Source organism: Nannocystis sp. RBIL2 (genome assembly GCF_026626745.1).
In the GTDB taxonomy this organism is placed as follows: domain Bacteria; phylum Myxococcota_A; class Polyangia; order Nannocystales; family Nannocystaceae; genus Nannocystis.
Genome location: NZ_JAPNJW010000001.1, coordinates 3,199,204 through 3,221,715 on the forward strand (window position 1 = coordinate 3,199,204; position 22,512 = coordinate 3,221,715).

Below are 22,512 nucleotides of genomic sequence, written 5' to 3' on the forward strand. Positions count from 1 at the left end.
TAGGAGTGGACGATGGCGATTGCACTGTTGCTCGGCGGAGTCACGGGCCCTGCCCGGAACAAGTGGCCGGTGGAAGCCGGCCTCACCGCAGTAGCGAAGCTGCTCACAGGCCTCTCCAGACCAGGCGCCGCCCCCTGGAGCGTCGAGCGGTACAAGGCCGATCCGAGCAAGCGGACCATCATGCGCGCGCTGGCTGCGCTCGCCGAGCGACTCGAGGCCGATCCGGCGCACGCCGGAGAGGCCGTGTTGGTGTATTTCATCGGTCACGCCGAGTGGCGCCACATCCCGACCCGAACGGAAGTCATCACGGGGGACGAGTTGAGCCGGGCGTTGCAGCGCGTGGCGGCGGCTCAGGGGGAGAAGGTCAATTTGACGGTCGTGCTCGATTGCTGCCACGCTGGCGGCATCCTCGACTTGGACCTGGGCATGCTCCCGTCCGCCGACGAGCGCCTGTCCTCGCGGGTGGTGGTTGTCGCGGCCGCCTTCGACGGCGGCAGAGCAACGCACGCGCTCGGCGTTCCACCCGACCTGACGCTGGGGCTGTGCTCGGCCCTGACGTTCGACTATCCACGGTGGGAGTCCGTCATCGCCCATGTTCGGGGCCACGTCCGTTCGTATAACCGGGTCTCCCAGCCCATCTTGCACGGGCCGCGCCAGCGGAGGCCATTTACCCTGGTCGAAAGTCGCTTGCCGCGCGATGTCTTTCGCGTGGATCGCGAGGATGTCCAGGATCCGATGCAGCGCTACGTCCTGCACGCCTCGCCGGGCGACAGTATCGATCCAGATCTCGACCTCTTCGATCTCTTCGACCTGACGACCGCGGACTTCGAGGCCGCGCAGCCGTCCAAGCCCGGACGAAGAGTGGCGGCGTTCCCCGAATGGATGGGCCGATACACGCTCGACCTCGAAGCCACCGACGAGCAAGTGAGAGTCGGGAGCCAGACGCCGGTGTATGGCTATTACGCGCGCCGTCGGCCGCGGACTCTGGGCTTCGTGCAGGCGCTGGATGGTGCGCCGGACTCCGCGCTCGAGGATGCCATCAAGACGGCGAACCTTGCGCTTCAGAGCGGAGGCGGGCCCATCGTCGCCTACGTCGACGCGAAGGACCATCAATACCTCGTGCAGGAGCCGTCGCAGCCGCAGATTTGGCGGCACAAGACCGACGGCTGGCAAGATCAGGCGGTCAAGCAGCTCGACCGCCTGCGACGCTGGAACGCGCTCAAGCGCTGGATCGATGACAGCCCGAAAACAGCGGCAAGGGACGTCGACCTCACGATCGAGCATGGAGCGAGTCGATTCTTCACGTCGAGCCAACTCTCCGGGAAGAGCTCGTGGAAGGACGTTTTGATTCGCCCGGACGACACGATCAGGTTGACCGTGAGGCGGACCACGGCCCCGGCCGAATTCTATGCCGCCGTGTTTCGCGTACGGGCCGATCGGGCGCTGACCCCCTGGACCGAGGCCTTGGCCGCGTTATGGGAGCTCCCAGTGACCCTCGGGATCACGCAAAATGGGGGCACGCGCACGTTGATGGTCACCGCGCCGGAGGATCTCTCGCCAGGGACCTACCACGAGTCGCTGCTGGTCGTGATCTCGGTGAAAGAGCCGTTCGAGCCCTATTTGCTGCGCGCCGCGCGAAGAGCCATGCGGGCGTTCAGCGCGGCGTCGAGCGGTCCCCGAGCCATCGCTCGAAGTCTGGCCTCCTTGGTCGAATCGACAGCGAGTAGCACCCCGCCCAAACTTATCTATGCGGTCGTCGAGGTCCCGTATCAGCTCCAAATTGGTGCTCGAGGATGACATCGCGACAGCTCAAGAGCGCTTCATGCAGTGGAGACGTCGCGGAGACGCAAGATTCCGAGCACTCGAAAGTGCTCGGAATCTTCAAGACGTTCTTACCTCACTGCTCGAAGCAATCGAACGCGGATTTTCTCAACCCATTGATCGCACTCGCAATTTCGCTGAACTCCGCGTACCGGTTCACGAATTCGTTCCTGTTTTGAGAGCCCGCGAGTCCCCAGGACTCGCGGGCTTCGACCTGTGCGTGGAGACGTCGGGGAGACGCTCCAGTTTCCGGGCAAAGCCGCTCGCCTCGTTTCTACGGAGGGTGGGTCTTGCCACCCTTGACCCGGGCATCGTGCTTCGACCTGCGGCGACGGGTTCGAGCAGCCGGGCGAGCGTTGCGGACCGCCGACCGAAGTACTCCTCGTGCAGCAGCGCCAGCGTCACGCCAGGGCGTCGGCGCTCGGTGTGCAGGGTCGGGGAAGTCCGGCAGCGGCCGCGCCGTCCTGGACGCCTCGACGGAGCCGTAGAAGGCCCGCTCGAGCGCCTCGTCGCTCATGCCATCGACGGCTTCGAGCGTCAGCCCGCGCTCGTGCACGTCGCCGACGATCTTGCTGATGGCCGATGCTGACGCCGACGCTCGCCGCCACGTCGCGGTGGTGGGACATGGAAGGCTCACTGAACTCGCCGTCCGTAGCCCATAGGGGCCGCGACGGGCTGGTTCAACCTCGCCAATCGTGGTTCCGTGCGCGGTTGCGGCCGAGCGCCAGCTTCTGGCGCAGAAATTCTCGGATTTTTCGCATGGTCAGTCGCTGGGTCGCCATCTCGCCTCCCGTGCGAGATGACCGGTGGTTCAGCGCCGAACTCGCCTCTCCGCGCGTCGCGTGCGCGTAGCACGCGACGACCGCGGGGTGTTCACGATGACCGATCCGGCCGTTCATTCAGCCGATCTCGGCGTTCACGATGCCCGATCCGGGCGTTCACGATGCCGATCGATGCGTTCACGATGGTCCGCTCAGGCGTTCACGGCGGGCCGTCTTCCGCAATCATCGCCGGTCCGAGCCGGATCTGTGGTGTCATGGGCTTATGATGTCGTCCTTGGATCTCGAACTCGAGTCCCTCCGCGCCGCCACGGCCAGCCCATCCGTGGTGCGGACCACATACACGACCGAGAAGTTGCACACAAATATCATCGCGGCGGCGCTCAACAACAAGGCGAAGACGGCAGAGGCGCGGCGCCTCGCGGCAGCGCTGTGGAACCTCCGCGCGAAGGAGACGATCGAGGCCGACAGGATCACGGCGCTCGCGGCCGTCAAGGAGCAGCGGCTGGTGGAACAGGGGCAGTATTCGATCGTGGACCTGTTCGTCACGATGACCGTCGACGGTCAGGAGCGCGAGTTGGCCGTCGAGGTGAAGGTCGACGGCACCCCGAAGGGCGAGCAACTGGCTTCGCTGGCGGCGGGGCCAGGCTGCGGGGTGCACCGCCGGATGATCCTCCTGTGCCTAGGGTCAGCGCAGGCATGCCGCATCGAACCGTTCGAGGGTGAGATCCCCGAGGTCACGCGCTGGTCGGTCGCTGACCTGGTCGGCCTCAAGTTACTCATTGAGGCGGCAGCACCCAAGCTCGGCGATGCCCTGGCATGGCATGAGGAGCTCGCGCACGAGGAGCTCCGGCGCCGACGCGCATGGACCGACGAGGCGGCGCTCGCAGAATGCGGGTACCGCGGCCGGGTGATGATCGCGTACCGCTATCACGCGGGGGCGGAGGCGTTGAAGCAGTCGGGCTCGCTGTGGGAGGTCTCGATCCAGCCGTTCGGTGTGGTCCTGCACGGCAAGTCGTCGCATCACGAAGTGCCGTACGAAGACACGGTCGTGACGCTGTATCTTGAGGTGGCCGACCGCAAGCTGCGAATCAAGGCGGGCGCGTGGTACAAGCTCGTTGACGCACGAGCTGCCACGGAGCATCTGATCCCGAAGATCGAGGCGGCGATGGCCGCGCGCGGGCTCGCGGTGAGGCGTTCGCGGCGGGTGGGCGGCGCGTCGGTGTCGCTGATGTCGATCGGGCAGGAGCCGGTCGACGAATCGCGCGAGGCATTCGTCGAGCTCCTGCGGTGGGTCCACGAGGTGTGGAAGTCGATCGTCTGGTGAGGCGTCTCGGTGCACCCGGGCTCGACCGCAAGGTGGCAATTGAGCTCCTCCGCTGCCATGCGCACCGTGAACGAGCGACGAGAAATTACCGTCAGCCACGCGGCCCGCACCGGCCACAGCTCCCCTGTTGGCACTTCCCGCAGTTTGGGCAACGGAACTGTCGAGGGGCTTGTCGACAGGGCTGGGCCCACGCATCGCGTCCGAGCACCTTGTCCGGCCAATCCGTCACGGAGGTGTTGGTTGCGACCTGTGACAGATCTAGCCCGACTGCCGGCATCAGCGCCCGGAACCGAGCCCCGCAGCTCGTACATGGTCGGAGGCCCCACTCGCTCTTGCATGTGGCGCAGCTGGCCCACCACGTCGCGTCGGAGCCGTCAGGCTGCTTGCCCGGTCGCGGTTCGACGCGACCCTTGTCGCTGCAGACGGGGCACGCGTCGAGGCTCTCTAGGACGCTCGCGTCCTGCTCGACGAACCGACGAAACGTCGTGAGCGCGTCGAGCGGTGCCACCGTGACGGCCTGCCGCGTGAGCTTCGCAAGCTGCACCTGGGCCTCGACGTCGGCCTGCTGCCTGGCGCACCAGGCGAGCGCGTCGACCTGCTCGTATGCTTCGGGAGCCTGCAGCGCGACGAGATGGAGGCCATCGAAGCGTACCCATCGCCAGGCGGCCGGCGGGTGGGGCAGGTCGCGCAGCTTCTCATGCACCGGATAGCGGTGGACGGTCGCGCGGTGGAGCCAGCCGTTCAGCAGGCGAGCCAAGCGCTCCTCGCTGTCGATGCCCCACGGGGAGCAGCCGAGGAGCGTCGCCCTTCCGCCGAAGCTCCAGCCGCTCGCGCGATCTGGAGCGGTCAGCCCGACCGGGAGATGGACCGCGTCAGCTCCGTCGCCCGCGAAGGTCCGGTCGGCCAGAGGTTGGACGTACACGCCGACGAGCTCGCCGAGGCGGTCCCACGCGCGGAGCTGCTCGAGGAGCTGGGTGTCGTCGCTCGCCGCGAAGGAGGCGCAGAGCGGTAGAAGGCGCAGAGTGGCTCGCTCCGCGCGTAGGACGATCACGCCATTGTCGTCGACTGCGACGTCGACGTCGACGTGGCCCGAACGGGAGAGCGTCCAGCCCGCGGGCCCGGGCGCGGCGGACCACGAGAGGTCGGTGAAGGCGCGTACGACCAGATGGAACACGAAGCGGTCCCACGCGAGCGCCTCGCTCTGTCGCCGCGCCGCGCGCTGCTCCCGGGTCTCCTGCCGCTTGTGGCCGTACTTGACCCACGCTCGCCAGAGCGCGGCTACCTTGCGGTAGTGCGTATCGTTGACGAGGATGTTGGTGGCCATCAACGCCAGGGCGACCTTCGCCCGCCGGGGCACCCGCTGGTACAGGGGCGCGTCGACCAGGGCTTGCAGGTCGCGCTGTGCGTGCTCGAGGCGTCGCCGGGTCGCGCGCAGGTCGTCCTCGATCCTCGCGTCGAGCGCATCGGCCCACAGCTTCATGATCCGTCGCGCGCGCCGGAACGAGGTCGTGCCCTCCTCGACGTTGTCCTTGTGGGCGCGGAGCGACTTCTCGACCTGCAGCAGCTCCGCCAGCCGTCTGGCGACGTACGCGAGGAGGTGATCGACGAGCCGGACGGCGACGCGGTTCTCGTAGAGGTCCCACTCGTCGTCGATCTGGCGGGCGAGCACGCGCGACGGCTGGATGCTGCGCAGCGTGCGGTGCTCCCAATCGCCGGGGTGCGAGACGAGGTCGGCGACGGCGCGGACGGGGGTCCGACGAGCACGCGAGACCGGCAGGCGCTCCTCCTCGACACGGAGGTACAGGCGCGGCCGGTGGCAGACATGCTGGAGATGGGGGAGATGGCGCAGGAGCTCGAAGTCGAGTGGCTGGAGGCGCGCGCGCTCGGCGATCCTCTGCACCACCGCCGGCGCGGCGGCGAGGGCGTCCCAGGAGGCTTCGTCGCCGAGCGCGCAGGCCAGGCTGGTCGCGGCCTCAGTCTCGAGTTCGTCCGGCCAGCGGCCGAGCACGGCGCCCTCGGTGAGGCCGGGCCATTCGTCGCCGAAGCGCCGGCTGTCGGCGGTCCAGGCGTCGCAGAGAGCGGGCCGTGGCAGCACCTCCGCGGCGCCGCCGAGGCGATCGCGGAAGCGCGTCACTCGTTCGACTCGACCTTCTTGGCGGCGATCTCCTTGCCGAGGAGGTCGAGGCAGCGCTCGGGCCGCGTGGCATCGAGCTTCCGCCAGTCGGTGACGAGTTGCTCCTGCAACTGCTCGAGCGCGTCGACCCGGACGTCGTGACGGTCCTTGAGCTTGCGCAGGACTTTGGTGACGAGCAGGTGATCGATCGCCTCACCGATCGTGCCGCCGGCCGCGACGACCACCGGGAGGTAAGCGGCCAACTGCTGCTCAAGACGGTTGCCCCAGCCGATCCGGAACCGTTGCTCGATGGTGCCGGCGAACGGCGCGCTCTGCAGCCATGTCCTCGCCCGCTCGACGGCGACGGCCTGGTCGGTGCGGGCCGCCTCGAACACCTCAGTGAGCGCCTTGTAGGAGATCGCGGTGCGGGTGCCGCGGCTTTGGATCTCGAAGCGGGCCGCGCCGGTGTTTCTCGGCATCTCCATCACATGGGCGCGGTCGTACGTCTTGTCCGCGAACTCGGCGGTGGTCTCGTCGTGATTGGCGGTACCGATGAACCAGACGTTGGGCGGGATCGGCAGGTGGCGCCCGTCGAGCAGCAGCCGCGGGGCGTCGGCGACGGGATCGCTGACGAGCGTGAGCCGCCGGGACTCCTGCGGCTGCTCGAGCGCGGACAGGAAGTCGGCGAAGAACTGCTCGGGGCGCGAGAGGTTGATCTCGTCGAGGACCATCAGGAACAGCCGGTCGCGGTACGCCGGTGTACCGGCCCGATAGAGCGCCTGCAGGAAGTTGGTCGCGTAATAGTGGCGGTGGAAGGCGTTGTAGTAGCCGACGAGGTCCTGGCGGTCGCGCCAGCCGGCCTGTACCTCGATGACCTCGCAGCCGCCGTCGACGGCCTTGGCGAAGGCGAGCGGGAGGCTGGTCTTGCCGGTGCCCGAGATCCCCTGCAGGAGCATCAGCCGGGTCATGGCCAGGCCGCCGAGGAAGGCGCGGATGTCTCGCTCGGCATAGTAGAGCGTTCGTCCCTCGACGCCGGTGGCGATCCGGTGCCGCAGGTCGTCGGCGAACTCGCGCAGGGTCGGCGTGGCCTGGCGGAGCGGCGACGTGGTCCGCTTCTCGTTCTGGAGCGCCTCGTCGTGGTCGAGGCTGGTGAGGGCCGTCATCGGGTTACGGTGCTCCTCCTGCCGGGTCAGCTCCTTGACGCGGGTGTTGAGCTCGGCGAGCGCGCAGTCGAGGAGCTGCTTGTGGACCTGGAGCGCCTCCTTCTCCTTGCGTAGCGATTCGAGCTCGATCGCGGCGAGTCGACGGGTGGCGAGCTCTCCCATGGCCTTCGCCAGGTCGCCGCGCAGGACCGCCTGCTCCTCGAGCCAGCTCGAGCGCTCGCGCTCGAGTGCGACGAGGCGCTCGCCAGCGCGGGCGTCGGGCCGCTCGCGGAGCTGCTGGGTGAGCAGGTCGCGCTCGCGCTCGTGCTCGATCAAGTCGGCGAGGATCTGTTCGGGGGCCTTGCTGCCGAAGCGCCGATCCAGCTCGCGGCGCGCGTCGAGCTCGGTGGCGTAGGCGTCGCGCTGGGCGCGAGCATCCACGAGCTGCCGCGCGAGCGAGGCGGCTTCGTGTCGCAGGCTCTCAGTGCGCTCGCCGACCAGGCGCTCGACCTTCTTCGTCAGGGCGGCGCGGTCGTCGGCGAAGAGCTCCTGCTCGGCCTGCAGGTCGCGCTCGGCGTTCTTCGACTGGCGCTCCTTCTCGGCGAGCGTCCGGGCTCGCGCATCGAGGGCGGCCGCCTCGGCGTCGAGGTTGACGCGGCGCGCATCCTGGTACTTCTGCAGCTCGACGTCGGCGCGAGCACGTCGGTCTTGCAGCTCGCTGCGGAGCTTCGCCTGCTCGCTCTCGCGGGTGCGGGCGAGCTCCGCGTCGAGGGCGCGTCGGGCCTCGGCGGCCGCCTGGCTCCGGCGCGCGTCGTCCTGGGCCCACGCCGCGGCGCGTTCGTCCGCGGCAGCGCGCGCGGCCTTCTCGCTGGCGGCCTGTTTCGCCGCGATCTCCTGCGCCAGGCCGTCGCGCTCGTCGCGGAGGCGCGCAGCCTCCTTCTCGACGGTGGCGAGGATCCGCAGCTTCTCGGCGCGGAAGCCTTGCTCGGCGTTCAGCTCGCGCTCGGTCAGGGCGGCGGACCTCTCGACGAGGACGACCTCGCGCGCGTCGAGCTCGGACTCGCGGCGGTCGACCGTGCGCTCCCGCTGCTCGCAGGCCTCGACGCGGCGCAGCAGTTCGAGCTCGGAGGCCTCCTGTTCTTGCTTGCGCGCCTCGAGTTGCGCCTCGGCCGCGCGCCGAGACTGCTTGAGCGCTTCTTCCTGGGCCCGCTTCTCGCCCCCGAGGCGCTCCTCTTCGGTCTTCACGGCGGCCTCGCGGAGTTTGGCCCTCTCGAAGACGGTGCGCGCGTCCTTCAACAGGGTCTCGACGCGGCGCAGGCACGCTTCGAGGGTCGGGCCGGGCGGCTCGGGCGGCGCTTCGACGACGGCGGGGCCGAGCTCGGCGGACAGCGCCTCGACCTGGACGTCGCCCTTCTCGAGGCGCGCGCGCTGGTCGGCCGTCGGTTCGTTCACGGGGAGCGGCGCCGCCGTCGCAGTGAGATGGGCTCGCGCGGCCGGATGGGGTTGGCTCTTGGCCTTCTTCGATTTGTTGCTCATGCAGGTACGTCTCGGATTCAGCGGTGGAGGAGGAGCGCCTCGACGACGAGGAACGCGGTCTCGCAGTGGCGCTCGACCGCCCTGCCCGGCTGTCGGTCGCTGTCGTGCGCGGCGCGGTCGCGGGCCTGTGCGAGCGTGTCGAGGCGCGCGAGCAAGTCGGTGTGCTGGCGGGCGGCGCGACGCAGGGGATGGGCGGGGTCCCGGTCGGCGCCGAGCAGCGCGAGGACGACGAGCGGGCGCAGGCTGCCGCTGCTGCTGCTCTCGGCGTGTTGCACCTTGCCGCGGCGCACCGACGCGAGGGTCGCCGGGAGCGGCGTCGAGAAGCCGAGCTCGCCGGCGATCGCGTCGAGGAGCTGCTGGTTGAGCGCCTTGTCGGACTCGGCGAGCTCCGCGTGGAGCGGCGGGGTGAGGCCGCGCCGTGGCTCGTGCACGGTCCGCAGCGCCCGTTCGGCGGCTCGCTGGGCCTTCACCAGCACGTCGTCCCACTTGTCGGCGGGGGCGCCGTCCTGCGACGCCTCGAGCCACGCGCGCTGCATCGCCACGAGGCGCTCGCGCACGGGCTCGTGCTGGCGGATCGACATGGTCAGCCGATCCTCGACCTCCAGCGTCGCTTGCGTGTGCAGCTGGATCAGCGACGGCGGACCCGCGTCGTCGCGGACGAGCCCCGTGATCCGTCGGCGCAGCTCCTTGTGACGGTCGAGGTGGACCTCGAGCTGCGCGCGCAGCCCCAGCGACTCACCGCCGCCGAATGGGTCTTCGACCATCCAATCGCCGGACTCGTGGCGGCGCACGCACACGGCGAGCCAGTACGACTGGGGCCGTTCGTCGACGAACGAGACGCGTTGCAGCCGCGGGACGTCACGCGGGTCGGCGTCGCCGAGGTCGCGGTGCCGTCGGTGGCGCCGCGCGACGCGGAGCACGTCGCTGGCGTCCGGTCGGGCGAAGCGCTGGGGGTCGCTCGGGCCGGGAGTGACGCTGAAGGTGCGATCCTTCCACGGGTCGCCGGCGCTGCCGCCGAGGAGCACCGGCCAGCCGTCCTCGTCGGGCTCGACGTCGGCGAGCGGGAGGTCGCCGGTGACGAAGCGCGGCCACGGCTTGCCGGTGAAGGGATCGCAGAGGACGTGGCCGAAGGTCGCGTCCTCCGGCGGATCGAGCTCGATGTCGTCGAGCGTCTGCAACCCGCGACGAGTCGGACGAGCGATGTGATCGAGCAGCCCCATGCCGCGCAGTTCCTGGACGACGAGGCCGGCGAGGTCGGGGGCGATCATCAGGCGCTCGGCGAGGTCGACGACGTGGACCACGCCGGCGCGCGCAAGCGCCAGCACGGCGCGCTGGAAGAGGTTGAGCCGTTGCTCGCGCGGCACCGGGGCGACGACGCGCCAGACGAAGACGGGCCAGAGGATCCATACGGCGCCCGGGACCTTGCCGCGGCGGAAGCGGAGGATCGGGGTGGTCTTATCGAACGGTGCCATGCGACCCTCCGCAGAGCTCGATGAATGCCTGCAGGGCCCGCAGGGGGGCGGCGGCCTTGACGAAGGCGAGGTCGCCGACAGCGACCAGCAGGCGCTGTTGCCGGCTCATGGCGACGCAGAGGCGGTTCTCGAGCATCAGGTGGCCGTACTTGCGGCGCTGCTGCTCGTCGGTGTCGGCCGGGAGGTCGTTCGACCGGGTGACGGAGAGGAACACGACGTCGAACTCCTTGCCCTGAAAGGCGTCGACAGTGCCGATCCGGAGGCGCTCGACGGGTTTTCCGGCGGCGTTGTAGGTGAGCGCCCATCGTTCGGCGACCCGCCATCCGCGCTCGTTGTTGGCGCGCTCCGTCAGGCCGACCGCGATCATCGCCTCACCGATCGCGTCGACCTGGGCGGCGTAGAAGGCGATCACGCCGAAGGTCAGGGTCGGGTCGTGGTCGATGAGGCGGTGGACCTCGCGCGCGATGGCGTCGGCCTCGGCGGGGCGCGACTTGCTGCGGCCGCTGCGTTCACGCGCGCGGACGCTGTCGCCCGGAACGTCGAGCCAGGCGGCGGCGCACGGCTCTCCCGCCTTCACGTAACCCGGAAGGTCGTGCGCGAACTCGGCGGCGCGGCGCGGGCTCTCGATCTCGCCGTCGCCGTGGACCTCGTAGAACTCGCGGCTGACGAACCGGCCGAGCTCGGGGTGCATGCGGTACTGGGCGTCGAGGGTCACGGTGCGACGGATGCCGTCGCGCTGTTCGAGGGCCCGCAGCATGACCCACAGGCGCTCGAACAGGCTGGCCTGAACGGCCTGCAGGGTCTGCGCGGCGACGGTGCCATGATCGACGCCCTCGGCCAACTGGCGCTCGACGTCCGGCTCGAGGATGTGCGGGAGCTGGCGGTGGTCGCCGACCAGCACGACGCGGCGCCTGGCCATGCTGAGCGGGATGAAGAGGTCGAGCGGGTTGGCCCGCGCGGCCTCGTCGACGATCACGGACTCGAAGGTGGTCTGGCCGCCGTCGATGCCGCGGACGCGACGCATCTCCTTGCCCGCCGACTGCTGGAGCGTCGCGGCGAGGACGACGGTGTAGTGCTGGAGGGCCTCGCGCACGCCGTCGGGGTCGGTCTCGAGGTCGTGGAGGTAGCTGGCGATCGCGGCCCCGTCACCGGCGCGGGTGGCCGCGAGGCGGCGATCGACGGCGTCGAGGATGCCGAGCAGGAGGCCCCGCGTGTCTTCGTCGAGGTGCGGCCCGGCGGCGGGCGAGGGGCGGCTCAACCGATCGATCAAGGCGTCCCGGTGGACGCGCCCCTCGGCGAGCCAGGAGGGGACCTGCTCTGGCTCGACGGCGGCGCAGCGCTCGAGGAAGGCGAGCTCGGGCGCGGTCAGGAGCGCGTCGAGCCGGCGGAGCGCCTTGCGAGCCTGGAGGGGTCCGTCGTCGGAGAACGGGCCGTCGTCGACGCGGATCGCCCGTGCCGCCTGGATCATCAAGTCGAGCGCCTCGGGGTCGCTGGCGCCGGTGGGGTGCTCCAGCGCAGCGGCGCGCTCCAGCGCCCTGTCCCGAAGGTCATGCGGGACGAGGTCGTCGAGGTGGCGGACCAAATCGCGGATCCACCCGGCCTGCTCGGCGGGGAGCGAGCGGGTACGAATGCAGGCGACGGCGAGGCGGCGGGCCACGGCGAGACGCTCGGCCATGGGCGGCGCGCCGACGCGGGCGCGCAGGGCGTTGAGTCGTTCGTCGGCGAAGACCTGGGCCGGATCGACGGCGGCGTCGGAGCCGCGGCGTCGCCGACCGACCTTCATCGCCGGGAGCCCGAAGACCTCGCTGCGCTGGACGACGTTCTCGACCGCGTCGTGCTGGGCCGCGGTGACGAGGATCCGCTGCGAAGGTTCGACGCCGTCGTCGGCGAGCTCGGCGAGGCGACGCTCGATCGCGGAGATCACCTGGGTCTTGCCCGTGCCCGGCGGCCCCTGGATCAGGCAGATGTCGGGGGTGTTCAGCGCGCGCTCGATCGCCTCGATCTGGCGCTGGGTCGGACGGGCGGCGCCGAAGACCTCGCGCACGGCCGGGCTCATCGCTTCGCGCCTCGGCATCCGCGCGGCCGGTGCCGGCTGGCCTTCCATCAGCAGGCCGAGCTGCGGGAGCGGGCAGTTGCCGGTGCGGAGCGCCTCCTCGGCGCGCCTGCGACGCTCGAGGCGCGCCTCGTCGCCGCCGGTCGCCAGGTAGAGATAGCCGGACTTCGGCGGCCTCGGCTGCTCGTCGTCGTCGTCGGGCGCAGCGAGATCGATGAACCGCTTCTGTTCGTCGATGTGCACGACCGCCGCGGTGAGATTGGGGGACTTCGGACGAGACTTGCGCGGGGCGCCGGCAGGGCCGCGATCACCGTCGAAGACGGGCGGGGTGTCGCCGGCCTCGAGCTCGAAGCGTTCGGACTCGCCGAGCAGCGCGAGGCGGCTGGCGAGGTCCTCGATGGACGCGAGGGTGAACCGCCAGCCGCCGTCCTCGCGGCGGAGCGCACAGGCGGTGTACTCGAGCACGCCGAAGGTTCGAGCGCGTCGCTGGACGGTGTCCTGTTCGATCTTGTGGTACGTCTGCCAGATCTGCAGATAGCTGTCGCCGCTGGTGACGGCCTGCGACAGGGTGGTGCGCACGTTGCCGTGAAGCTCCGCGGCGAGGGTGGCATCGACGACGGAGACGGGCGCAGACAGCAGGGTGAGGCGTTGATGGTCGTTGCGGCCGCCGCGGACGACCCGCTCGATCCGCAGCTTGTCGTCGACGCGGCGGACATCGGCGGCGATCCGATGACCGTAGATCCTGAAGGCCTCGAGCCGGCCGCGGGCGTCGTTGGCGATGACCAGCCGCCGCAGCTGCGTCGGCTCGCGGGCGACCGGCGGGATCAGGAGGCGATCCTCGAGCCAGACGCCGACGTCGGCGACGGTGCCGCCGAACCGGTGGACGAGGCGGATGTCGTCGAGCACCTTCTCGTCGACGCCGAGCTCGAGCGGCTCGGTGACCCGGAGCTCCTGCGTGAAGCGGCGGGTCTCGAGAATGAGGACATCGGCCGTCGCCTGCACGACGAAGGCGACCATGGGCAGGCCGCTGCCGACGCTCGTGGTCAGCTCGGAGTCGTCGGCGGGCGTGACCCCCGCGACCGCCCAGACGGCGCCGCCGAACGAGAGCAGCGTCTGATCGGCCGAGCGGGTCAGCTGGACCTCCTCTTCGCGCGGTGGGACGGGTTGAAACGGACCGCTGGTGGAGCGGACCCGCAGGGTGGCCGCGAGGCCGCCGGTGACCTCGGCGATTTTCATGGGTTCCTCCCGAGCAGGGCCACGCGCTGCGGTTGCGCGGGGTCCTCGAAGAAGACCATCCAACCGCTCGGTGGAACGATCCGGGGGCGTTCGGCGAGCGAGTGACGCTCATGGGGCCGCGCGACCGGGGCGATCCAGGCGTCGCAACCAGGTCGAGCGCGTACGGAGATACCGCGCTCGACGGGCGCGAGCTCGATGTGGAACTCGCGCGCGGCCGTCCCCGTGTGCCCCAGGGTGTCGCGCCGGGTGAGCCTCAGGGGTTCGGTCGTCAGCGGGAACTGGCCGAGCTTCACGGCGCCCGAGACCAGGCCCCTGTCCGGCTGCCAGCGGGTGAGCCGCACAGGGATGACTGCGGGGCGCGGCTCGTCGCACCACGGGCAGGCCGGCTCGGTGACGAAGTACGTCCCTGCGCATCCGGGGCACAGGACGGTCTGGTCGGCGGCAGCGTGCAGGCGCTCCACCCAGTCCGACACGCCGGGGCGCTTCTTCCGATCGTGGAGGCCCGGCTCGAACGTGCGAGCGGCGAGTTCGACGAGGCGAGCTCCCATGACTTGCTGGGATGGCAAGCCGCGGCTGCAGACATTCTGCGGATCGGTGGAATGTCCGACCCACGGGAGCTCGCCGGCGAAGGCCCGCTCCTCGAGCTCGGGCTCGCCGTCGTGGACGAGGTCGCCGATGAAGGGGTGCGTGAGCGTGAGGGTCTGCCAGACCAGGACCGCGAAGGCCCAGGCGTCCGAGAGCGTGGTGCAACCCGCAGTGCCGGCGACGACCTCCGGCGCACCATACCCCGGGGTGTAGAGCGCGCGTCGCGGGTCGGACTCGTGCGCGAGGTTGTCGAGGTCGATCAGCCAGGCCTCGTGGGCGGTCACGGGCGCGGAGACGAAGACGTTACAGTGCGAGGCGTCGCCGTAGATGACGCCTCGCCCGTGCAGGCCGAGGAGCGCCTCGCCTGCGTGCGCGAGGAGCCGCAGGCGGCGGCGCAGACCGCCGGTCTCGATGTGCCAGCGCAACAGGTCGGTCGCGGGGTGCTTGAGCAGGGCGGCCAGCGGGGTCATGTCGCCGAGGAACTCGGCGACGTAGCCGACGTGGGGCGGCTTCAGGACGGCGAACGGCCGGGCGACGTGGAGGCCCGCGAGGTCGAGCCTGCGCACGAACAGGAACTGCCGCCGGAGGGCCTCGGGAGCGCCGCGGTCGAGCAACTTGACCACGCGCCGGCCGCCCTTGACCAGCCAGACCACGCCCTGACCGCCGGCGCCGAGCTTGCGCTCGAGCGCATGGACGGCGCCGGTCTCGTCGATCACTTCTTGGAGGTGGGGGTATTCCATAGAACGAGGAGGGTCTTGTCGTCGCGGTGATGGGGGACGGGCCAGCGATGCAGCTCCGTACGCAGCAGTCGGCCGGCGTGAGGATGGGGACCGAGCTCGTCGATCACCCAGGCGATCAGCGCTCCGAGGCGCGTGAAGTCGAGGTCGTCCGATACGCCGTCGGTGGCGAGCGCGATGGCCTCGCCGACTCCGAGGGGCGCCGTGAGGCCCAGCGACCAATCGGCGAGCGTGTGCGGCGTACCGAGCGCCTGGGTGCGGCCGAGGCCCTCGGCGCGCGAGGGATGCACGGTCACGGTGCCGGTCGCGCTGCGCCGGACGATCAGCCCGTCGCCGAGCTGCGCGAGCGCGGCGCGCCCGTGACCGTCCTCTGCGTAGAGCAGACAGGTCGTCGCGGCTTGCTCCGCGGGGACACGCAGGCGGAGCCGCCAGCAGACCTCGAGCAGTCGGATCAGATCTTCGACGCTACCCGTCGCGGATCGGCTCCACATGCGCCAGGCGTCGCGGGCCGCCTGGGTGGCGGCGCGTGAGCCCTGCCTGGCGTGCGGGCGACTGCCCATGCCGTCGCACACGACGGCGAGCGCGGCGCGCGGCCCAGGTACGGCCATCCAGGCGTCCTGGCACGGTAGCCCCTCCCCTCGGTGCGCCGGACCGCGGACCGAGCTGGCGACCACACGCATCATCAGAGGTCCCAGCCGTCATCCGCGAGCGCCGGGGCGCTGTTGGGGTTCGCGCTCCGCGACCGACTCGACACGCTCATCGTCACGAGCTGGAAGAACGTCCGGATCTGCTTGGCCTCGTCGGCGCGGTACACCCGCCCCGCTGGGTCGGCGAGGAACGCCTTGAGCACCTCGTGATCGGCGTCGGACCCGATCGCCAGCGCCATGCGGAAGGCCTTGCCGCCGCGCTCGCTGGCGAGGAACGCCGCGAGCGGCGGTTGCCAGGCGTCCGTGGGCTGCCCGTCGGACACGAGTACGACGGTCGGGCGGTACGACCGGCTCGAAACGACGTTGCGATCCTCGACCGCCTGACGGGCGAGCTCGAAGGCGGCCCCCATCGGTGTGCCCCCGGCCGCACCGAGGTCGCTCCATTGGGCGTTCCGCGCCGGACCCAGCGGCAGGTGCGTCCGCGCTTGCCCGCCGAAGGTAATGACGGATACGTGGATCTCGGCCCTCAGATCGGCCTCCTCCTGAAACGCCTCGAGCATCTCGCGTACGGCGTGGTTGAGGGCCTGGATCTTGCCGTCCACGCCCATGCTGCCGGAGATGTCGGCGAGCACGATGACGGGGAGCGGGCGGGCACTCGGGACGGTGAAATCCTTGAGACGGCTCATGGGTCGGGTTTCCTTGACACGGGGGTATGTGTCGCTACCGAAGCGACTGATGATGTCTTCGCGGTACGATGCGAAACCCATGCGGCGCTCCCTCAAGCTGCGTGACGAGCCAGGCGATCGCGGAGCGCCCGCGGGTTCTTGTTGCGGTAGACCGTGAGGACCTGGCCATCATGCGCGCAGACGACCTCGATACCCTCCCAGCGGGAGAGGTCGATGCCGTACCGCGCCTGTAGCCGGACGTCGCGCCAGCCGATCGTGTACACGTCCGCCCCGCGGATCGCGCGATGCTTGCCGAACACGAGCGCGGCGTGGATCGCTTTCGCAGGGATGCGTCGGAGGCGGGACCGCTCGACGGCGTGATGTGTGAGCCTGAACTGTGCGTGCATGGGGACCTCGCTGCCCCACCATCGCGGTGGGGCCATGCCGCATAGTCCACACGCCGTGCCGAACGGCTCACCCAGCGCGTAAGCAGTTGAAATACGGAAGCTATCCCGGACCGGCCTGTTTCACGCAACGGGCCGCCCGGTCCTTTCCGGCACACTCATTCCGGGACCCCGGCATCTTCTTTCCGCCGCCAGTTGCGGAGGGTCCGTTCGTTCATCCGGGTCAGCTCCGACTCGGGCCGCCCGGTCCGTTCCGAAAGCCCGGGGACCTGCTGCGCGAACCATCGCTTGAAGTCGGCGATCAGTCGCTCGGGATCGAGCGGGCCATCCTCGAGCAGGTCGGGCGCGAGGGCGACGCGATCGGCGAAGGCGCGGGCGAGGTTGCGCGAGCTGGCCTCCGCGAGGTCCGGCGCCCCGCCGTCGAGCGCCTGGAGGGCGTAGTCGACGGCGTCCTTGATGGGGAGCGGCGCGTCGTCGTCGGCGCGGGCGGCGAGGAAGCGATAGGCGACGCGGAACAGGTCGCGCACGTTGCCCGGGAGCGGGTCGGCCCGCAATGCGCGGACGATCTGCGCGTGTTGGGGCTCGGCGAGCCGGGCGTATCTCGTCGGTGCACCGGAGCGCCGCGCGGCCGCCTCGAGCACGACGGGCCACAGCCAAACGAGCTCGTCCTGGATCTCCCGGAGCGGCGGCACCGTGAGGGTGAAGCTGCGGATGCGGTCGAGGAAATCGGGGTCGAGCTGCTTGCGCAGAGCGTCGCGAGGGAGATTCGTCGCGGTCAAGAGGCGCAGGTCGGTGCGCAGGACGTCGGTGCTGCCGAGGGGCTGATAGCTGCCCTCCTCGAGCACCTTGATCAGGAGGCGCTGGAGCTCCCGCGAGATGTCGCCGATCTCGTCGAGGAACAGAGTGTCACCGTTCGCCCGCGCGAGCAGGCCCTCGTGCTCCCGGTTCGCCCCGGTGAACGCCCCCTTGACGTAACCGAACAGCTCTGCCCGCATCGTCTCGGAGGTGTACTGACCGCAGGGCACCGCCGGCCACGCCTGGTCCTGCTTCTCTTTGCGGAACGGGCTGCGCAGGCGGATCCACGACGCCAGAGTCGTCTTGCCGGTGCCGCGTTCGCCGAGCAGCAACACCGGCACCTTCAACCGGGCGACGCGCCGAGCCTCGTCGTATAGATCGCGCAGTCGGGTGGACCGGAATTGCCGGGGATCCCAGACGGCCCGTTCCCCTTCTTCCGTGGCGACAGGACGGGTCGCCTGCCAGCGGCGGAAGAAGGTGCCGACCTCGAGCCCCAACGGCACGACTGCCGGCCGCCCCCGCCGCTCGCCGGCCCGGAACGACTGGACAGCGGTGAACGGCGGCTCGATGAAGCCGGTCGCGGCCATCAACGCCCAGACGGTGTGCATCGCGGCAGTCCCCGGCGAGAGATGGATGACGAGCTCACGCTCCTGAAATTGCCGCCGAATCCGCGGCAGGAGAGCCCGAAGGTACTCGAAGATCGCAGCGTGATCGGTCGGGTCGTCGTGCTCCCAGACGTGCGGATGAAGCCGGAGCGACGGGGCCCGCTCCGCCAATGCGGCGACCAGCTCCTCGTACACCCGCTCGTGCGCCGCAGCTTCCGCACCACCCTGGCGGAGGACCACGACGTCGTGGATCCGGTCGACGTAAATCGACTCGGGGTCGGTGAGCAGCGTGAGCATCGGCCCGGGGATCCGCCCGTTCGATGTCTCGCGGTAAGCCCCTCCGCTGTGCATCCGCTCGAAGGGGTCGCCTCGGGTGGCAAGCCAGGTCAAAAGAACCGGAGGTTTCATCGCATTCAGGCGGAGAAACGGTGAGACCGTCCATGCTTCCTGCCATTCGTCTCTTCGCAGGCTCGGTGGAGCAGCAACCGCATATGCATCAAAATACTTGGACCGAGACCGAGAATTCAAGCACCGGGCGTACGGCCGCTGTCCCCAGCGATTTCGGGTCCTGGCGGCTGAGCTCCCGGCGCCGCGGCGGCTCGCCGTTGGGGCCGTCCATGACTCGCCGCTGCGTTCGCTTCCGCTCAAGGCTGGCGCAGAGCAGACGTCGCAGAGCGCGGCTTCGCGGAGCCGCGGGGGGAGTCGAACCAAAAGCGCGCGTGCGGCTGGGAGCCCGAACAGCCAAGCGTGGGCGGCGCGTCGCTCCGGCGTCCAGATCGCGCTGGGAGACGGCCCCCCCCCGATAGCCCGGCGCCGCGCGCCTCCTTGTCGAGCGCGGGGCGAAAAAGTTACCGGCTGTCACGATCTCTGATTCGGCTGCACCGAACGGCCCCGAGGCGCCAGCAGCGAGACATTGTTTCCGGACAAGATCTTCGTCACCGAACGGCGGCGGCGCATCCTCGACAAGCTGGAACGAGCGCTCGCCGACGCCGTCGAGTGCGCTCTGGGTCCGCTGCTGCGCGCGCTGCCTAGGGAAGTCGCCGATGTCGCGGCATTCCGCGAGCCCCGCGTCCTTCGCCGCCGCAGTCGTCTGAGCCGCAGTTGCCCGGAGGCGCCTGTCTCGATGCTGGGGCACGTCGCTCTGGGCCGCTTGGAGCTGTCGCTGTGCTCGGTTATGTTCGCGGCGTGACGACGCGCCGGGTCCTCCGCTCGGATTTGCACACATGGATCTTGCAGCGCTTCAGTCTCGAGCGCCTGCACGGGGGCCAGGAGGACGTTATTCGCGCCCTCCTCAACGGCCGGCGTGTGCTCTACGTGGCACCAACCGGGCACGGCAAGTCGCTGTGCTACCAAGCCCTCGCCGCAGACACAAGGCGTCAGGGAGTCGTCCTCGTGTTCTCACCGCTGAAGGCACTGATGAACGAGCAGGTCGAGCGGGCAAGACAGTCCAAGTTGCGCGCGGCGACCATCCACAGCGATATCCCGGGGCCCGAGCGCGACGACACCTTCGCGGCGGCCAAGGTGGGAATGCTCGACCTGCTGTTTGTCGCCCCTGAGCGGCTCGGTACCGACTCGTGGCTCGAGCATGTCCAGGATATCGAGATTAAGGGCGTCGTCGTCGACGAGGCCCACTGTATCAGCCAGTGGGGACACGACTTCCGGCCGTGGTACCGTCGCCTCGTTCGGGCGATCCAGAGCCTCGGCTTACGCACGCCGGTACTGGCGACCACGGCCACAGCACCTGCCGCGGTCGTCGACGACATCCGCGAGCAGATCGCGCCCGATGGCCGAGACGTGCTGGCCATCCGGATCCCGTCCTACCGACCCGAGATCGGTTTTCAGGTCGTAACGGCGGCCGACTCGACCGAGCAACTCGCCCGCATGGTCGCCGTGGCCGCGGCGAGGCCTGGCCGGCCCGGCATCGTCTACGTGCTCACGCGGAAGAGCACGGAGATCGCCGCCCACTGCCTCAGGCATGCCGGGATCACGGCGGAGACGTACTTCGGTTCAATGGATGCAGAGGAACGCACCGAGCGTCTCGCGCGGTGGAGCGCCGGCGAGATCCAGGTCCTCTGCGCCACCTCGGCGCTGGGGATGGGCCTCGATCGACGCGATCTCCGATGGGTAGTCCACCTCGGGTTGCCGACGAGCCTGCTCGAGTATGTTCAGCAGGTCGGTCGCGTCGGCCGCGACGGCGAATCCGCGGAGGCACTTGCCATCGTCTGTCCGGAAGACCAGGCTGCCCAGCGGGCGCACATCATCTCGGGGTGTCCACCTATCGAAGAGTACAAGGACGTCGAGGCTATTCTCGCCGCCGGCGAGGACGACGAGACTTTCACACGCACGCAAATCGTCGAGAAGCTCGATCTCCCGGAGAGCCACGTGCGTCGGATCCTCGACGACCTTCTCGACGCAGGTTGCGTCGAGCGGTTTACCGGGAACCCGTGGCAGTATCAGTGGGCATGGGGCGTCGAACGCCCAGAGGATGTGCCGGACCCCGACGCCCAGGAGCATCGTCGCCAACTCTTCGCGGAGTGCGAGGCATACCCGCAGCTCGACACCTGTCGGGCGCGCGCCTTGGCAAGCGCGATGGGCGACGAGCGACCGCCGATTGGTTGTGGTCGCTGCGATCGGTGTCGGCCTTGCGAGCTCGGGCGGCCCGACACTGAACTCGTCCGCGCGGCACTGGCTTGCCTCCATCCGCCGCTCAAGTTCGCCGGCAAGCCAGGCAACCTCCAGAAGGGTGTCGCGCTCGCCTACTACAACTTCGGCCTTGGAGTCTCGGTCGCTAGGGCGAAGCGGGCGAAGTCTCCGATGCCCCAGGACGTTCGCCAGTCAGCGCTGTCCGTCGTCCGCTCGCACCCCTGCTACAAGGAGGTCGCGTTCGACGCCGTGGCGTACATGCCGCCGACGGAGAGTCCCGACCACGTGGTCGGGGATTGCGCGCGGTGGCTGGGCCAAAAACTCGGGTGTCGGACGATCCTTCTGCAAAAAGTGAGGAAGACTTCTCCCCAGAAGGCGTTGCGCTCGCGCCCGCGCAAGCGGGAAAACGTTGAAGGCGCCTTCGCCTGGCCCCAGGTGCCCTCGGCGCGGCGAGTGCTCCTGGTCGACGATGTCTTCGATACCGGGCAATCTATCCTCGCCGCCGCCAAGGCGCTCCCCTCGAAGGTCTTTCCGCTGACCTTCGCCCGGACCGTGAGCCCCGACGATCCATGAGCCTTCACCCGCAGGAAGCCGCCTACTGGCTGCATCTCGCGTTCGGCCCCGAGCGGGGCTCGCGCCGCGAGATCAACGGCCTGGTGCTGACGGCCCATCGGCGTGAAAGGCTGGGTCTCCTCGACCTTCTCCGACTCGATCCGGCGGAGTTGCCGCCGACGCTCCAGCCCTACACCCGCACGCTCGAGCGCTTGCGGGCCGCAGAGGGCCTGGTCGCAGCACAGGCATTCACTGCGGCGGAGCTCGAGCGTCGCCGCGTCCGCCTGCTACCGATCACTGACCCGCAGTACCCCGCGCAACTCGCTCAGCGCCTGACCCCCGGTGCCGCTCCCACGGTCCTGCTCGTCGCCGGCGAGATGACTCTTCTGGCGGCGCCAGGGGTGGCCGTCAGTGGCAGCCGCGACGCCGGAACGCGTGGCCTCGCCTTTGCCAGGGCCGCTGCTGGTGCGCTTGCAGGACGGGGATTCCCTGTCGTCTCGGGCCTCGCGCGGGGTGTCGACAGCGAGGCGCTCGAGGGGGCGCTCGAGGCGAACGGGGTCGTGATCGGTATCGCGCCGGAGGGGTTGCTCGCCAGCAGGTGGGCGCGCGATCGTCGTCTCGCAAGCGGCAAGTTCGTCGTGATCAGCGAGTTTGCACCGAAGCAGCCGTGGCAAGCCGGCGCAGCGATGGCCCGCAACCGCACGATCGCCGGCATGAGCCGCGCGCTCATCGTCGCCGACTGCGTCGCCGACGGAGGCACGACGCATCAGGTCGAGGTGCATCTCAAGCTCGGGCTGTCTGTCTTCGTGCGTCGGGGCGAGGGGGAAGGCGGTAAGAACGCCGTGCTCGCAGCCCTGTCGGGTGTCGACGGCATCCCCTGGGAAGCTGGCGTCGTGGTGCTGCCTGAGGCCCTCCGCGATCCCTCGGTGAGGGATGTGTCGGCTATTCCTGATGTGACGCCGCCGGTGCGCCCACCGGACGCATCACCCGAGCAGCGCTCGCTCGAGCTGCCGAGTCCGGCCGAGCCCGCGCCAGACCAAACCTCGCCGCAGCACCAGGAAGGCGACGCGGAGCGCGCGGAGCAGGTGCCCGATCACGGTATCCAATCGCCACGTGCCCTGATCCTCGCCGCGTTGGCTCCCGGCCCTTGCAGCCTCGACGAACTCACCAAGGCCACCGCGATGACCGAGGGCAAGCTTCGGCGCCACCTGGAGGCGCTCCTGAAATCCGAGCAGGTCCAGCGGTTCAAGCTCGGGCGGCGATACTGTTACTCCCGCTCGACCAGGGCCAGGTCTGAGGAACACGGCCCGCTCTTCGCCAGCACCTGAGGAGCTCGGTGAACTGGACGAGCCGTGCGACGACGGCAACGTGTCCAACACGACCCCGCGGCACTGTCCCCT

The 22,512-nt window shown here is 69.8% G+C and carries 14 protein-coding genes; 5 read left to right on the forward strand and 9 right to left on the reverse strand.

The features are described from left to right. Nucleotides 1-12 precede the first annotated feature (12 nt). Nucleotides 13-1,797: a hypothetical protein gene (locus OV090_RS12505; protein ID WP_267703833.1), complete on the forward strand. Its 1,785-nt coding sequence runs from the start codon at nt 13-15 to the stop codon at nt 1,795-1,797. A 1,080-nt stretch (nt 1,798-2,877) separates the two neighbouring features. Beyond that, nucleotides 2,878-3,927 carry a hypothetical protein gene (locus OV090_RS12510; protein ID WP_267703834.1) on the forward strand — a complete coding sequence of 350 codons (1,050 nt, stop codon included), beginning with the start codon at nt 2,878-2,880 and terminating at the stop codon, nt 3,925-3,927. A gap of 91 nt (nt 3,928-4,018) precedes the next feature. Here the strand turns inward: OV090_RS12510 and OV090_RS12515 are convergent, their stop codons facing one another. The 9 genes from OV090_RS12515 to OV090_RS12555 form a co-directional block, all read right to left on the reverse strand. Beyond that, nucleotides 4,019-6,061: a hypothetical protein gene (locus OV090_RS12515; protein WP_267703835.1), complete on the reverse strand. Its 2,043-nt coding sequence runs from the start codon at nt 6,059-6,061 to the stop codon at nt 4,019-4,021. Continuing rightward, the gene (locus OV090_RS12520) at nt 6,058-8,718 is read right to left on the reverse strand and encodes a hypothetical protein (protein WP_267703836.1); all 2,661 of its coding nucleotides are present in this window, start codon (nt 8,716-8,718) and stop codon (nt 6,058-6,060) included. The genes OV090_RS12515 and OV090_RS12520 overlap by 4 nt, the downstream gene beginning before the upstream one ends. Before the next feature lie 17 nt (nt 8,719-8,735). Further along, a complete protein-coding gene (locus OV090_RS12525; protein WP_267703837.1) occupies nt 8,736-10,190 on the reverse strand; it encodes a hypothetical protein in 1,455 nt (484 codons plus the stop codon). Next, nucleotides 10,174-13,479: an AAA domain-containing protein gene (locus OV090_RS12530; RefSeq protein ID WP_267703838.1), complete on the reverse strand. Its 3,306-nt coding sequence runs from the start codon at nt 13,477-13,479 to the stop codon at nt 10,174-10,176. Before OV090_RS12530 ends, OV090_RS12525 begins: the two co-directional genes overlap by 17 nt. Beyond that, the gene (locus tag OV090_RS12535; RefSeq protein WP_267703839.1) at nt 13,476-14,804 is read right to left on the reverse strand and encodes a hypothetical protein; all 1,329 of its coding nucleotides are present in this window, start codon (nt 14,802-14,804) and stop codon (nt 13,476-13,478) included. Before OV090_RS12535 ends, OV090_RS12530 begins: the two co-directional genes overlap by 4 nt. Then, nucleotides 14,777-15,484, reverse strand: a complete 708-nt coding sequence (locus tag OV090_RS12540) for a protein phosphatase 2C domain-containing protein (protein ID WP_346660362.1) — start codon at nt 15,482-15,484, stop codon at nt 14,777-14,779. Before OV090_RS12540 ends, OV090_RS12535 begins: the two co-directional genes overlap by 28 nt. Continuing rightward, nucleotides 15,484-16,134 carry a VWA domain-containing protein gene (locus OV090_RS12545; RefSeq protein ID WP_346660389.1) on the reverse strand — a complete coding sequence of 217 codons (651 nt, stop codon included), beginning with the start codon at nt 16,132-16,134 and terminating at the stop codon, nt 15,484-15,486. The genes OV090_RS12540 and OV090_RS12545 overlap by 1 nt, the downstream gene beginning before the upstream one ends. A gap of 92 nt (nt 16,135-16,226) precedes the next feature. Beyond that, on the reverse strand, nt 16,227-16,433 hold the full coding sequence (locus OV090_RS12550) for a hypothetical protein (RefSeq protein ID WP_267703841.1): 207 nt from the start codon (nt 16,431-16,433) through the stop codon (nt 16,227-16,229). A gap of 242 nt (nt 16,434-16,675) precedes the next feature. After that, nucleotides 16,676-18,214 (reverse strand): sigma 54-interacting transcriptional regulator, encoded by a 1,539-nt coding sequence (locus OV090_RS12555; RefSeq protein ID WP_267703842.1) that lies wholly within the window; start codon nt 18,212-18,214, stop codon nt 16,676-16,678. Between the two features lie 616 nt (nt 18,215-18,830). Here OV090_RS12555 and OV090_RS12560 point away from each other — a divergent pair. Genes OV090_RS12560 through OV090_RS12570 form a run of 3 tightly spaced genes read left to right on the forward strand, consistent with a single transcriptional unit; the run spans nt 18,831 to nt 22,440 of the window. Further along, the gene (locus OV090_RS12560) at nt 18,831-19,106 is read left to right on the forward strand and encodes a hypothetical protein (protein WP_267703843.1); all 276 of its coding nucleotides are present in this window, start codon (nt 18,831-18,833) and stop codon (nt 19,104-19,106) included. Nucleotides 19,107-19,147: 41 nt separating this feature from the next. Beyond that, nucleotides 19,148-21,133: a RecQ family ATP-dependent DNA helicase gene (locus OV090_RS12565; protein WP_267703844.1), complete on the forward strand. Its 1,986-nt coding sequence runs from the start codon at nt 19,148-19,150 to the stop codon at nt 21,131-21,133. Continuing rightward, nucleotides 21,130-22,440: a DNA-processing protein DprA gene (locus tag OV090_RS12570; RefSeq protein WP_267703845.1), complete on the forward strand. Its 1,311-nt coding sequence runs from the start codon at nt 21,130-21,132 to the stop codon at nt 22,438-22,440. The genes OV090_RS12565 and OV090_RS12570 overlap by 4 nt, the downstream gene beginning before the upstream one ends. The last annotated feature ends 72 nt before the right edge of the window (nt 22,441-22,512 follow it).